6 protein-coding genes are annotated in these 15155 nt (G+C 45.8%); 3 read left to right on the forward strand and 3 right to left on the reverse strand.

Going from position 1 to position 15155, the window contains the following annotated elements:
- Positions 1–512: 512 nt before the first annotated feature.
- Both EXU57_RS25725 and EXU57_RS25730 read right to left on the reverse strand, forming a co-directional pair.
- Positions 513–1295 (reverse strand): outer membrane beta-barrel family protein, encoded by a 783-nt coding sequence (locus EXU57_RS25725; RefSeq protein WP_165957997.1) that lies wholly within the window; start codon positions 1293–1295, stop codon positions 513–515.
- Between the two features lie 8 nt (positions 1296–1303).
- Positions 1304–2983, reverse strand: a complete 1680-nt coding sequence (locus EXU57_RS25730; RefSeq protein WP_133266445.1) for an outer membrane beta-barrel protein — start codon at positions 2981–2983, stop codon at positions 1304–1306.
- Positions 2984–3676: 693 nt separating this feature from the next.
- Here EXU57_RS25730 and EXU57_RS01810 point away from each other — a divergent pair.
- The 3 genes from EXU57_RS01810 (at position 3677) to EXU57_RS01820 (ending at position 11816) form a co-directional block, all read left to right on the forward strand.
- Positions 3677–5518 carry a TrkH family potassium uptake protein gene (locus EXU57_RS01810; protein WP_165957998.1) on the forward strand — a complete coding sequence of 614 codons (1842 nt, stop codon included), beginning with the start codon at positions 3677–3679 and terminating at the stop codon, positions 5516–5518.
- 9 nt (positions 5519–5527) lie between these two features.
- A complete protein-coding gene (locus EXU57_RS01815; RefSeq protein ID WP_133266447.1) occupies positions 5528–6211 on the forward strand; it encodes a potassium channel family protein in 684 nt (227 codons plus the stop codon).
- Positions 6212–6494: 283 nt separating this feature from the next.
- Positions 6495–11816, forward strand: a complete 5322-nt coding sequence (locus EXU57_RS01820; protein ID WP_133266448.1) for a CHAT domain-containing protein — start codon at positions 6495–6497, stop codon at positions 11814–11816.
- Positions 11817–13634: 1818 nt separating this feature from the next.
- On the opposite strand, the gene EXU57_RS01825 is transcribed toward EXU57_RS01820, so the two are convergent.
- Complete coding sequence (locus EXU57_RS01825) at positions 13635–15101, reverse strand: APC family permease (RefSeq protein WP_133266449.1); 1467 nt, start codon at positions 15099–15101, stop codon at positions 13635–13637.
- Positions 15102–15155 lie beyond the last annotated feature (54 nt).

Consider the following 15155-nt stretch of genomic DNA (forward strand, 5'->3'; position numbering starts at 1 on the left):
TGATGCACTTTCGCGTAGTCCGCATCACCAAATCCGGTGTGTTGTTGGGTTCTTGGTGCAATCCGCGGGGGGAAGCCGAATTGTTGTTTTCCGCGTATGAATTGTTGTTTTCACCTGGTTCTGCCGGCACCATTTCACTTTCCTTTTCCAGGTTTCGTTTGCTTGCTACCTAAGCTTAAAAACGGCTGCAAGATGGCCTGGGTTACTGCAGGTTAATATGTCGAATGCGTATGAACTGTAGAATTTAGGTGATGAGCCGACTGTTATTTAGGAGCATGTGCTAAAGCTTAAGCACACCACAGCTTTGTTGGGGGGAGCCCTCGTTTTCATATAGGGCGTGATGGGTAGGGTTTGGTGCAGCCTGCCTCCGGCATTTCGCCTTGATTAGCTGCATTCAACCAGGCAATTATCGGAATGGAACCAGGCAATGCCTTGTTACATGCAGCGAAAAACAGGGTTGACTTTTGAGCCAGCTTAGCCTTTTTACAAAAAACAAATTCGCAGCCTCGTGGCTAGTTGGTCTTTTCCGGGCTTTCGATATTAAAAAAGTTGTTTTCCTCTTTTTTCTTGAAACCAAAATTGTATCGCAGGTTTAATCCAAACCGGCGCGTATCTGCCTCCCGGTAACCGCTTGCACTAACGGTTCCCTGGCTTAGGGTAAACTTGTTGTTATTGGTGAACAACACATCATTAGCACTTAACGATACGGTTAACTTCTTATTCAGGAATTGCTGGTTTAAGCTAAAGTTCAGCGCACCGAATGAACTGAGCTCATAAAACTGCAGTTGTCCATTAAAGCGTGCAAAACCGTTTAGCGTTAACTGGGTTGTTTTGGTAATCTTAAGTGTTTGGTAGGTAAAGATGGACCAGCTCCCTCGTTTAAAACCGAGCGGTTTGTTTTCGTACAAGCCCTGGTAGAAGTTGTGGTTGTACTGTGCACCTGCAACAACAAAATACCGCTTTCCGGGTGGTATCGCCCCGAGTATCCTGAAGTAAGTTTCCCGGTTTGTCCCCAGGTTATCGTAAGTGCGGTAGGCAATACTTTTACTACTGTCGGCCTGGTAAATCACGTTGGTAAAGATGTCCTTTGTATCGTTAACGCCTATGGCGAAGATTGGGCGTTCATCCACGGAGATGTTCGCCTCGTAGTTGTTGGTGAACTGCGGACGAAGGGAGGGGTTGCCGGTCTCAGAAAGGTACGGATCAATGTATCTTAGAAAAGGGTTTAGCAGGTCGTAGGTTGGCCGGCTGATCGTGCGGCGGTATACGAGGTATGCCTTTAGGTCATAACCCATTATCGACATCAGGTTACGGCTGAGGACACGTAAGGAAAAAAGTCTGTCCGGTGAATGTTGAACGATGTATCCTTTGGAACGTACTGGTTACCGTTCATGTTGGTATTTTCTACCCGCCCACCTGCTTTTACAATAATACCGCCGATATTTTTGGATGCCTGGAGATACCCCGAATTGATGTTTTCCCTGTATTTAAAATATGCAGTTCTGCCCTCATCAGGTGTTCTAATGGTATTGATCTCCCGGTAATAATCAGCATTATTTTCGAAACGGGTAAAGGTTGTTTTCAAACCCGTCTCAACAATCACCTTTCGCGGCAGCTTCAATAACAGGTTCGAGGCAAAGCTGAGGAACCCGAGTTTTGTTTTTGCCACTCCATCACCCCCAACAACCGGCCTGCCAGCTTGCTTAAAGCTGGTGGAAAAGTCCTGGTGATTGTTATTTGGTGAAAAGGTGTACGAAACGTCGTTGGTCCACTCACTTCCAGCGCTGTCTGGCTTGTATTTACTGGAAAAGCTTTGGGTAGCAGATATCCCGGTTGCCCGGTTTTGTACATCTGCCAGGTTGCTGCTGATGAGGCTTCCCGAACTTAGTCGCCTGATATCAGACGTGTTTAGGGTATTGTTCCGGCTTTCATTGGTATTGATCCGGCCGTCGTAGCTAAGCTCCCATTTGTTGTTTAGCTGGTAGCCGCCACCATAACCGAGGTAAAAACTGCTTCCGGGATACCTGGAATACGCTTGTTGGCTGAGCAGGGAGTCTGACGCAAACAACCGGTCTGTATTGATCTGGTCATAAGTATTTCTCCGCGTAAATTGAAGGTTAACATAGCTGTTCGACTTTCCATTGCTGTTATTAAGGTTAACACCCGCAAACTGGTTACCATAAGTGCCCTGGTTAAGGCCGAGGTTTATACTGCCGGTTAATCCGATACGAACCCCTTTTTTCAAAACCACGTTAACAATACCACCTCCACCGCTAGCATCGTATTTGGCAGAAGGTGTGCGCAGGATCTCGATACTTGCGATAGCATTTGGTGGCAGGCTTTTAAGCATGGTTGATATGTCGGCCGCACTCATTTTTTGTTCGCGGCCATTGATATAGATCCTGGCAGGAGTAGTACTGCTGAGGTAAACATTTCCATCCTGGTCCACAAACAAGCCTGGTGTTTTCTCAAGTATTTCAAAGGCGTTGGTGCTCGAGAGCGCCAGGTTCTCCGGGTCAACAATCATCTTGTCGTCTTCCTGCCTGAACATGGGTCGGGTAGTTGTAACGACAACCCCACCCATGGTTGATTTAACTGGCAGCAATACCATCCGCAAGGTATCATCAGTGCTGACCGACAGTTGTGTTTGGGCAGCCGCATACGACACCGACGTTGCACGAAGAATGTAGGTCTTCCCTTTTGTGAGCGACACGGTGACAAATCCATAAGAGTCGGTGACCCGTTGAAGCCTGACGGAGGAGTCGCGTACCTCAGTCGCCTGCACGGTTGCAAACGGGATTGCCTGCCGGCTGCTATCAACCACATTAATGACAATGTTTTGTTGTTGGGCGATGGTCGCAAGCGATACTATTAAAAACGCGATTGAAGCGATTAACTTCTTCGGAGACTGAACTTTCGATGCTGTTGCGATTCGGATAGGGTGAGATTGGCCGAGCAAGGTGCGCGGCGTAGGAATATACATGAAGTGATGGATCTTTATAAGCAGCAAAAGTACTTGCAACCGGCTTCACCCAGCTATTTGCCGATCAAAGCGTGTTATTGTTTTACTAATTAAGGCTGCCACAACGCAAGATCCCGGCTATGTTTGTTTTGGAAGAAAGACTCATAACCCGGAAGTTTACGAGTGAGATTAAAACAATTGTTTCCTGATAAACAAGTTTTCTTCAAAAAAGGCATTCTCTCGTTTATGTTCAAATTCAAAATAATTGTCCAAAATCTTTCTGATAAAGGAGTAAGAGGAATGCAGTATTCAGGAAAGTTTCAAAGTAGAATTATAGCAAGAGTGCTAATTGATTAGGTAAGATGCAACGAGTGATATTAGTGAATGGCCACGATTACAAGCAACGAGTGTTTCAGTGCAGCAACTACACGGTCGGTTGTATGACTAAAGGAAACATCAAGATATGAACTCCATGTTGCAGGACTACCGCTTTAGTACCAGACGAAAATAGTTGTCGAGGGCTTACCTGTACATTGATCAAAACCGCTTTTGGTATTCTCATTCAAACCTCTGAGGCTTTTAGATCGGTAAACATGGGTGGCTGCCGAGGCCAAAACCTCACGAGATGGGTAGCTTCCTGATAGTAAAAGTGCTTGTCGTACAGGGGCTCAGCGATCATTAGCATATCTTTATTTTCCTTATTTTGGTATGCTTATGATGAAAGTGAACATTGTAGCAAGGTGGGGTTTGAAAAAAATGACACGATCTGCGTTTGTACGCAACAATACGCACCTGAAGGTGATTGAATACATTAATGCGTTTGTACCTTCACTCCTGGCCGTCGCTTTGGGACTGGTAGTCTATGAGTTTGGGTTCAAGCCATTTTGGAGCAATCACGACGCAATCAACTTCTGGCTTCAGATCATTATGCTAATCGTTTCTCTACTTGCAGCTGTGAGACTTTCGCTCGAAATGGCTGTCAGCAAAAAAAAGTTAGCAAGGGTTTTCAATATCGCTGGGGTCGTTTTCGCGCTATTTCTCACGTTATATGTTCTGCCGCAAAAAGCTTCGCTTGCTAATACCGAGACGAATAAGTTCTTGTTATTAAAGTTGGTATTGTATGGGGGTATCCTCTTAGGCGTAGTGACTGAAATTTCCCACTTTCTTCAATTTCTATATTCAAAAACCTTGAATCCGGGCATTTTATTCGTAGGTAGCTTTGCCATGCTTATCCTTCTCGGGGCATTTCTACTCAAAGTACCGAATGCGGTTAATGGCAGAGTTTCAACGTTAGATACTCTTTTCACATCAGTAAGTGCAGTTTGCGTCACCGGGTTGATTGTAGTTGACACAGCTACTCGATTCACCTCATTTGGTCAGTTAATAATTTTGCTGTTGATACAAGTAGGAGGTTTGGGCTTTATGACCTTAACCGGATTACTTTCTTATGCAGTATCAGGTCAGTCATCTTTGAAATCTCAGTTAGCTTTTACAGATATGATGAGTACGAAAAGACTTAATAACGTGATGCACTTTGTATACCAGGTGGTTTTTGTAACCTTGCTCATTGAAGGCATTGGAGCGGCTTTAATTTACTTCTCGCTGAACGAACAATTATTCTCAAGGAGTATAGATAAACTTTTCTTTTCTGTTTTTCATTCGGTCTCAGCCTTTTGCAACGCAGGCTTTTCCACGTTTACTTTAGGGTTATACCAACCTGAAGTAAGATACAATTACGATTTTCAGTTCATTTTGGCTCTGCTTGTGATCCTTGGAGGGATGGGTTTTCCGATAGTCTTCAATTTGTACAGGTATATCAAAATCAGAACAATTAATTTGGTCAGGCTAGTCGCACGGAATCCAAAACGAGAGCACTTCCCCAATATTATTCTGCTTAACAGCCGTTTGGCATTAGTTGTAAATATGATATTATTGGTATTTGGATTTATTGCTTATATGCTTTTTGAACAAGAGAACACGTTAGCAGAACATCCGACAATTGTTGGCAAGTTGGCTACCTGCTTTTTTGGAACTGTAACTCCCCGTACTGCCGGCTTTAATACTGTTGATTTAACGCAAATGAGACTGCCGATGATGTTGATTTACCTATTCCTAATGTGGATAGGAGCCTCGCCCGGCTCTACGGGGGGCGGAATCAAAACCACTACTGCGGGGGTTGCTTTTTTGAATATGGTTGCCATTCTCAAAGGGAAGGACCGTACGGAATTTTTTCATTCCGAAGTTTCTCATCAATCTGTCAGGCGGGCATTTGCCATTATGATCTCGTCGCTGTTGATCATAGCAGTGGCTATTTTGTTGATCAGCTTAAACGACGCCAACAAAGGTTTGATCAATATTGCCTTTGAGGTTTTTTCAGCCTTCAGTACGGTAGGACTTTCGTTAGGCATAACAGCGGGATTAAGTACAGTAAGTAAAATTGTTTTGATGATCACCATGTTCATCGGCAGGGTAGGAACGATCACCTTATTAGTCATCTTTATACGACAAAGCAGGCCGCTATACCATCGCTATCCAAAAGAAGACATTGCATTCTAAAACTTTATTATGAAATTCATTGTATTCGGGTTAGGTACATTCGGTGGCTCCCTTTCACACCAGCTGGTTGCATTGGGCCATGAAGTTATAGCGGTCGATCAGCGGCTTGAAGTAGTTGATAAGTATAAACATACAATCACCCAGGTTATAGCGCTAGACTCCACTAATAAAGAAGCTGTTGAGCAGCTTCCCTTAAGGGATGTTGACGCGGCGATAATAGGTATAGGAGAGAACGAAGGCGCCAATGTCATGACTGCTGCTTTGCTTAAACAAATAGGTGTCAGGCGAATAATTTGCCGGGTTATATCTCCCTTACAAAAAATAGTATTAGAGGCAATGAACATGCATGAATTTGTTCATCCGGAAGCCACAGCTGCTGAACGATTGGCCCTAAAACTTGATCTGCCTGGAGTAATTGACTCCTTCCAAATCAATCCTGATTACCGACTTTTAGAAGTTGCGGTTCCTCAACGCTACATTAACCGAACGATAACCGAGCTGGATCTTGCTAAAAAATATTGTTTGGTGCTGGTAACAATTTTAAAAAGAACACAAAACAAAACGCTTTTCGGCCACGATAAAAGTGAATTGAAAGTAGTTGGCATCGTTCCGGCCGACACTAAACTCCAGGTAGGAGATGTATTGCTGCTGTTCGGTGCTCCATCTGATCTCGAGAAGTTTATAGAAGGATAGCATTAGCTGCCAGGTTTGGTTATTCACTGGTAGCGAAGCCAAGGCGATGCAGGCCGACTTAATTTAAGGTCAGTTTTTGATTAAAATTTAGCAGGCCTTCAATTCAATCGTTGTCCCATGCCCCAACTCAGTGGTGGGGTAGCTCAGTTATACAGCAACAGCTTGCTACACAGCGATAACTATGCACACAACTGCTGTGTTGCAACAATGAAATAAGTACCCGGGCTATAATCGTAATGATCTTTTATGTACTTTATCCGGCAATCAAAACAATTGCTCCACAATGGATAACGATAAAGTTATTATTTCCGGTAACCGGAAGGTTAATGTTGAGGACCAGTCCCTCCGGTTGTATTTTCCGGATGCCCGCATAGAGTCTTTCAGCGTAGGTACATCGAGGGGTGTTGACGATGTGGTGCATACCGTTTCAGTAGAAAAAAATGATGTGGTTGTCCTGGAATTTGAAAACAACATCAAGTGGTTTTACGACTCTGCCGAATTTAAGGATAAGATCCGTCAACAACAACCCTTTGGTCGTGGCGCGGAGGCTTACGGAACACTTGTGGTTCCTTTGCAGTGGCAGGACACCGGTCAGTCGCGTGGCCTGATTTCAGGTGCATTGAAGTTGCTCGGCTTAAACGTTTTCAAGAATATTGTGGGCGAAAAAATTGCGAAATCAATTGCTCAGCGGATCGAGCAGAATAACCCAAACATTCTCTATCAATGCGACGCGGAATTTAACCTTGCCGCTACGTTCGACCCTACGTTGGCAAAAGATCCAAACGCAACCCACCTGCTTCTTCTGCACGGTACGGCATCTTCCACCAAAGGCTCATTCGAGGGCCTGATCAAACAGCAGGGTGGAACTGTTTACCGGGCATTGTTTAAAAAGTATGGTGGCCGGATCATCGCCTTTGAACATAGAACATTTACAGAGAGCCCGATCCGGAATGTTATTGCTTTACTCGAGCAACTACCCAACGACATTACACTAGACCTGTTGAGTCATTCAAGAGGTGGTCTCGTTGGTGAAGTGCTTGCAAGGATAGGTTCAGATACGGGGGATGGTATTTTCACCAAAAAGGAGCTTGCACTGCTAGGTAAAAATGAAGAAGCTGCCGGCCTTATTGCAGAGATTGCCACATTACAGGCAACCGTAAGCACAAAGCGGATCCGGATCAACCGGTTCATTCGGGTGGCATGTCCTGCTGCCGGAACCACACTGGTGTCGGACCGGATGGATACCATATTAAACGTATTGTTTAATGTGCTCAGTAATATCGGCGGCGAAACGGTTGGAACAATTGTCGATGGAATTAAGGCCCTTGTTACCGCAGTTGTAAATGAAAAAAATGACGTTAATACCCTGCCGGGAATCGAGTGTATGCGACCAACCTCTAATTTTATTAAAGCGCTTAACTTCTTCGAAACAAAGATCAATTCGGACCTTGTTGTTATTGCAGGCGACGCCCAGGGTGAAGGATTTGTCAGCCGTATAAAGATGTTCCTGGTTGACTCATTTTACAAAGAGGATAATGACCTCGTGGTAAATACAGGTTCGATGAAAAAGGGGACCAAACGGTTAAACCAATTCCCGATTTATGATGAACGCAAAAGTGAAGTCAACCATTTCAACTATTTCATCAATTCAGCAACCCAAAACATCATCTTCGAAGCCTTCGCAGGCAAAACAACGCAAAGCCGCGGGTTTTATAACAGTAACGACCTGGAAGTAACTGCCGCTAAAGAGGCGGTGTTGGAGACAAGCCGAAGCGGTCAAACCAAAGCCAACCAACCTGTACTTTATGTCATACCTGGGCTGATGGGTAGTCACCTTGAGGTAGATAATGAAAGGATATGGCTTAACTTTTACCAGGTTGCAACCGGCCAGATCAACCGGTTAAAGCTAACTGCAAATAATGTGAAAGCAGCTGGCATAAATGGCAACGCTTACAAGAGCATGGTAGACTTTTTCAGCAACTACTATTACGTCGTTCCTTTTGCCTACGATTGGCGAAAGTCCATCTTTGAGGCTGCCGATGAACTCAAAAACGACATCGAGAAAACACTCACGGAGACCAACCGCGACATTTCGTTTGTTGCACACTCCATGGGCGGACTTGTGCTAAAAGCCTTTGCAATAAAGTATGCGGGATTGTGGGAAGAGTTAAAGAAAAGAAGCAATTGCAGGGTACTCCTGCTGGGTACCCCAAATCAGGGTTCGTACGAAATTCCGAGACTCTTTTTAGGTATTGGTAAAAGCATAAACGCCATTGCCGCAATCGACCTTGCAAACGGCAAAAAAACGCTGATTGAACAGTTTGTCAACTATCCGGGGTTGCTCCAGCTCTTACCATCAAACAGCCAACAAGATTTTAACGATCCAAAATTGTGGAACGGCATTCTCCAGGCATCCAGGTACGGTTATCCAGTTCCCTCGTCTAATGATCTTGACAACTACCTTGAACTACAGCATACGTCGTTTCAGACGTTTCAATGGGATGAACAGGTTGTGCGATATGTTGCTGGTAAAGACGAGCAGACACCAAGCCGGTTAGAAGTTGACCAAAACAATAATAAGATAAATTTCTATGCTACCCCGCGTGGCGATGGTGCGGTAACATGGGACACTATTCCTCCTGAACTGCTCTCCAACACCTACTACATTAGTGCAGAACATGGCAAGCTTGCCGATCATGAGTCATCTTTTGCCGGGTACCGGGAAATCCTGGAAACGGGTAAAACAGACAAGCTATCAAAGAGGCAGCCCATGACGCGCAGTGAAAATAAGCTGGAGCTGATGCCCGATATGGAGCCTGTTACCGTTACCAATGAAAACGAGTTGTCGATGCACATCATGGGTATCACCATGAAAGAACAAGTGGTACCAACACAACAGCTGCGCATCTCCATAACCCATGGCGACATGGCCCACGCCGAATACCCGGTTGTTGCAGCACACTTTGAGGGTGATGGTATTGTAGAGGCAGAAAAGGTTTTGAACCAAAAGCTGAACAACTACTTCGGCATCCGGTATGACTCCAACAACTACCCCGGCAAAGTGGGTACACACGAAATTGTGTTCAACAGCAAAGCGCATCCAAAAGGCGGGATCGTTGTCGGGCTTGGTGAATTTGGGTCGCTTACCGAAAACAACCTGGTAACTACATTGAAGCAGGCGTTTCTAAGCTATATCATCAAAAACAAGGAAGACAACGGCTCCGGCGACGAACTCGGAATTTCTTACTTACTCATTGGAACAGGCTTTGGCGGATTAACAATTTACAGCTCCATCAAAGCGGTACTTACCGCTGTAAACGAAGCGAACGATTTCTTCCGCAAAAACCTGCGACAGGATTATACACTCATCAGCCATATAGAAGTTATCGAACTTTACCAACACAAGGCCGTACAGGCCGGACGCCTGATCTTTGGTTTGTTGAGGAACAGCACCCTGTTTAAAGAGATCAGCTTTAAGCCAAACGTGATCAGGAAAGTATCCGGAGCACGAAACGAGATACCTGATGAGTTCCAAACGGAATGGTGGCACCGGCTAAAAGTGTACGAGGAGCGAAGGGAACATGGTGATTCAATTAAAACCAGGATCATCAAATTCAGCTCTATCACCGACAAGGCCCGAACCGAAGAAGAGGTTCTTGCCACGAATATTTCCATTGTCGACCGGCTGGTTAAGCAGGCCGCCTCACAGACGATGCAAAACCTCCAGCTGTACGACACGTTGTACGAGATGCTGATACCAAATGCATTCAAAGGCTACGGATCCGATCTTCGAAACATCGTACTGATTGTTGACAAAGAAACCGCCAGGTATCCGTGGGAAATGTTGCGGAACGCATACAGTGGCAATACTGATCCGATTGTAACTAAAGCAGGATTTCTCCGGCAACTGAGCACTTCAACTTTCCGGCAAAACGGGACCAAAGCAGCTGCAGACAATGCACTCGTGATCGGAAATCCGATATTGAACAATTATTATCCAAACCTGCCCGGCGCAGCTGTGGAAGCTTCGCAGGTCGCGTTGCAATTGAAAGAGAAAGGATATGCGGTGCAGGACTTTATCGAATCAGACAGTTCTGAGCTGGTGTTGAGCCTGTATTCGCGGGGTTATAAAATCATTCATATTGCCGCCCATGGGGTGGTTAATGATAAAAAGACCGGCCACACCGGGGTTGTGCTTGGCGAAGAACTCATCTTGACCCCTTCGGACTTTAAGCAGATCAGGCAGGTGCCCGAACTGGTGTTCATTAACTGTTGTTCGCTTGGAACAATCGACAAACAAGATGAAGAACGATTGCAACGGAAATATGAAGTTGCCGCCGGTGTAGGTACCCAATTAATCGAGATGGGTGTACAGGCAGTGATTGTTGCAGGCTGGGAAGTAGACGACAACGCTGCACAAAGTTTTTCAGAAAGGTTTTACCAGGAGTTACTCGCCGGGCGACCCTTCGGCGAATCGGTACGGCTTGCGCGGGAAGCAACTTATAAAACGTATCGCGACAAAAATACATGGGGCGCATACCAGTGTTATGGTGATCCCTTTTACAGCCTCAGGCCGATATCGTCGCATACCAAAACAAAGACCTACGAATTTTGTGACCCCGTTGAAGCAATCAACAAATTACAATCACTGGTTAGCCGGATAGAAGCGGCAACAAGCCGTGGTGAAAAGGACCGGGTTAACGATGAGATTGACGCTGTGCTGGCCGCGATTAACCTGCACCCCGACTGGAAAAACGATGCGCAGATCAACCAGCTGTTGGCTGAATTGTATAAAGAGTCGGGAGATCATAAAAATGCGATTACTTACTACGAGTTGTTGTTTGCTGTAGAGGAGGCCAATTTCTCCGTACGTTCCATTGAGCAATACTGTAATATCAAGATCAAAGTTGCGGTTAAATCATTCCAGGAAGGTGAAATAGGAGAGGACGAAGCAAACAAGGTTATTGATGAATGTTTACAGCAACTGGAAAACCTTTCTTATGTGGTGACGGCTGAGCGTTACAATATGATCGCAAGTGGGTACAAGCGTAAAGCAGAAGTAAACCGTGCCAGTTCCAAGGCAAGCATAACCAGCCTGGTAAAAGCAGCAGGCTACTATCAGCAAGCATACCTCCACCTTCAGAACACGAGGGGACAGGTTCATTTTTATCCTTTTTATAATTGGTTAATACTTGCTGCGCTGTTAGATCACCTATTGCTTAAAGGTGAAAAGAACCAGCAGAAGTCGCTGCTGAGCGTGCCGGAGCAAATTGAGGAACTGATGACTGCGGCGAGCGATTTCGCAATTGAAGAAGATAAGCGCAAACCCGATTTCTGGAACAAATCTGCGCCATCCACTCAATACCTGTACCAGCTGTTGACGGCAACAAACACCAAAGCAGCGGCTGCGCATTTGCAACAGATCGTCGACAATTATGAGCAGGCTAAGGATGTGGAAGGTTCTCCCAAAAAGCTCACCGCCATCGCCGAGCTCGCGACCTTCATTTCTATAACGCTGGAGTCGAACAAAGCGAAGTTCAAAGACATGGCCGTAACGGATACAAAGATCAAATTGCTGAAGCAGGTGGCGGAGCGCTTAGGGTAAGGAGAAGGGTTGAGCAGGAAGCAATTGCTCTATTGTACTTAGTGAGGGATGGGGTTGATGTTTCGGCAGAAACCTGCCAATGGAACTTGTTTTTTCGCTGAGGAAACTGGCTCTTTGGTATCCAGCTGCATACAAGCCTCCGGTGCATAGAAAACGTAGACGACGCCTTCGGCGAATGAAGCCGTTTACCGTAGAGACGCGGAGGAGCAGAGGAATACACGCAGAGTTTACGGAGGTACGCCTTCGGCGTTTAAGAAACCATCTAACGCAGAGTACGCTAAGGGAATACACGCAAAGAGCGCAAGGAAGAATGGATGCAGGATTTATTTAGTTGGTTAGCAAAGAGACGCCTTCGGCGTAAAAAGCCATTTACCGCAGAGACGCGGAGGAGCGGAGGAATACACGCAGAGTTGACAGAGGTACGCCTTCGGCATTTGAGGGAGCAGAGTGGGTGATCCACGTGAATGTTTTTTTATTATTTAATCTAGATCGCGAGATCCGTTTTCCGCTCCATTGGAGCGCCCTGTTTATAGAACGGTTTAGGGAAAATGGTTTATGGCTCCATAGGAGCCTCCGGGGCATAGAAAACGCAATCAAGCGCCTGCGGCGTTAAGGTTAGCAAAGAGACGCCTGCGGCGTAAAAAGCCATTTACCGCAGAGATGCAGAGGAGCGGAGGAATACACGCAGAGGTTACTGAGGGACGCCTTCGGCGTTTAAGAAACCACTTAACGCAGAGTACGCTAAGGGAATACACGCAAAGAGCGCAACGAAGAATAAATGCGGTATCGATTCAGAAGGTAGGCAAAGAGACGCCTTCGGCGTAAAAAGCTATTTACCGCAGAGACGGAGAGGAGCGGAGGAATTCACGCAGAGTTGGCAGAGGTACGCCTTCGGCATTAGAGGGAGCAGAGTGGGTGATCCACGTAGAGCCCTTTTAAATTTTAATCTAGATCGCTAGATCGGTTTTCCGCTGCATAGGAGCGCCCTGTTTATAGTAAGGTTTAGGGAAAATGGTTTATGGCTCCATAGGAGCCTCCCGTGCATAGAAAACGTAATGACCGCCTTCGGCGTTTAAGAAACCACTTAACGCAGAGTACGCTAAGGGAATACACGCAAAGAGCGCAACGAAGAATAAATGCGGTATCGATTCAGAAGGTAGGCAAAGAGACGCCTTCGGCGTAAAAAGCTATTTACCGCAGAGACGGAGAGGAGCGGAGGAATTCACGCAGAGTTGGCAGAGGTACGCCTTCGGCGTTAGAGGGCGCAGAGTGGGTGTTTATAACATTTAACCATTGAAATTGATATCCACCATATTTCTACAACCTCGTTCGAATAATCGCCTGAGTTTTCCGCTCCATAGGAGCGCCCTGTTTATAGAGAGGTTTATGGAAAATGGTTTATGGCTCCATAGGAGCCTCCGGTGAATAGAAAACGTAATCACTGCCTTCGGCGTTTAAGAAACCGTTTAACGCAGAGTACCCTAAGGGAATACACGCAAAAGAGCGCAAGGAAGAAAAATGCTTTAATACTTGATTAGCAAAGAGACGCCTGCAGCGTTAGAGAGAGCAGGATCGGTGATCCACGTAAGGCTGTTCTAAAAATTCAAGAGATGGAGTTTACTATGGCTGCCTCCTTCAGGGGAACGTTAGCTTAAAGGCTTAATAGCGAAGAAAAGGTAAGTGAGTGACAACCGTCCGAATGGCTCATCCGGGCGGGCAACGATGTTGAAAATGTTGCCCCGCTGGTCACAAGAAAAACGATCAGGCTATAAATGAGATGGCGGCCATACGGGCCGCCATCTCATTTATTTTTAAAATCTAATTTTCAATCTTTGACCGTTCATACACCAGGTTGGGTTGGTCGCCCTCATCTGGCGGATTGCTTTTGTTGTTCCGGTTGGCAACCACCAAATAATAAATGGGTATACCCAGCAAGGTGATGATGAGTCCCGGCCAGGTAAAGCGGGGTTTGTAAACGATCAGCAACAGGCAAAACGTTAATCCCATCAGGATATAAATGATCGGCAGAACAGGGTAACCAAATGCCCTGTATGGACGCTCCGCATCGGGACGTTTTTTGCGCAGGATAAATATGCCCCCAATCGTAAGCATATAAAAACCAACAACCACAAATGAAATCATGTCGAGCAGGTCGCCGTACTTGCCGCTAAGGCTCCACGCACAGGCGAAAACACATTGCATCCAAAGCGAATAAGCCGGCACGGCATTCTTGTTGAGTGTTCCGACCTTTTTGAAAAACAAACCATCTTTTGCCATGGTATAGTAAACCCTTGCACCGGCAAGAATAAGCCCGTTGTTACAACCAAAAGTGGAAATCATAATCATCAGGGCAATAATGATTGTCCCGATATTACCAAAGATGACATTGGATGCTACAACAGCAACACGGTCTTTTTCGGCCGAAGCAATTTCCTGCAGGGGAAGCACCCCGGTGTACATGATGTTCGTAGCAATATAAATGATCGTTACGATGGCTGTACCGAGAAATAAACTCAGTCCAATATTGCGTTTAGGATTTTTGATTTCGCCGGCGATAAATGTCACATTGTTCCAGGAGTCGCTGCTGAAAATAGACCCAACCATTGCTGCGGCAATTGCACCCAGTGCTGCAATCATCGTGTAGTTAGCGGTGCTGCCGTCGGGATTTAATTTCTGCATGCTCCAGGCATTTGTCCAGTTGGCTTCCCAGATTTCGGGCTTAAGCATAATTAAGCCAAAGATGATGAGTCCAAAAAGACTAAGCAACTTGGTTAAGGTGAAAGTGGTTTGAATAAGCTTACCGCTCTTAATGCCACGGGTATTAATATAGGTAAGTAATATAATCACGAGAATCGAAAGCAATTGAGCAGGGGAGATGGCAATAAACCCCAGGTCTATAGCAACAAGGTCCTCGCTAAGTTGCGGAACGAGGTACGCGGTAAATTTTGCAAAAGCGACACCAACTGCAGCAATCGTTGCCGTTTGGATAACGGAAAAGAAGCTCCAGCCGTAAAGGAACCCAATCAGGGGGTTGTAGGCCTCTTTAAGGTATACGTATTGTCCACCCGCCCTCGGAAACATAGCACTTAACTCTCCATAACTCAGTGCCGCCGAAACGGTCATAAAGCCGGTAATCAACCAAACTGCAACCAGCCAGCCTGCACTGCCGACATTTCGGGTAATATCAGCCGCCACGATAAAAATTCCCGAGCCGATCATTGAACCGGCAACGATCATGGTTGCATCTAATAACTTGAGGGAAGGTTTAAAGGTTGTTTCCGACATAAGCAGTTAAGGATGAGTTTAGATAAAAAGCGGAAGTTAGTGTAATTACCTATT

Source organism: Segetibacter sp. 3557_3 (genome assembly GCF_004354985.1).
GTDB lineage: Bacteria > Bacteroidota > Bacteroidia > Chitinophagales > Chitinophagaceae > Segetibacter.

Bases quoted from the DNA above. Each gene is read 5' to 3' on its own strand.
- EXU57_RS01810 (WP_165957998.1), top strand. From the start codon at position 3,677: ATGATGAAAGTGAACATTGTAGCAAGGTGGGGTTTGAAAAAAATGACA.
- EXU57_RS01820 (WP_133266448.1), top strand. From the start codon at position 6,495: ATGGATAACGATAAAGTTATTATTTCCGGTAACCGGAAGGTTAATGTT.
- EXU57_RS25730 (WP_133266445.1), bottom strand. From the start codon at position 2,983: ATGTATATTCCTACGCCGCGCACCTTGCTCGGCCAATCTCACCCTATC.
- EXU57_RS25725 (WP_165957997.1), bottom strand. From the start codon at position 1,295: ATGGGTTATGACCTAAAGGCATACCTCGTATACCGCCGCACGATCAGC.
- EXU57_RS01825 (WP_133266449.1), bottom strand. From the start codon at position 15,101: ATGTCGGAAACAACCTTTAAACCTTCCCTCAAGTTATTAGATGCAACC.
- EXU57_RS01815 (WP_133266447.1), top strand. From the start codon at position 5,528: ATGAAATTCATTGTATTCGGGTTAGGTACATTCGGTGGCTCCCTTTCA.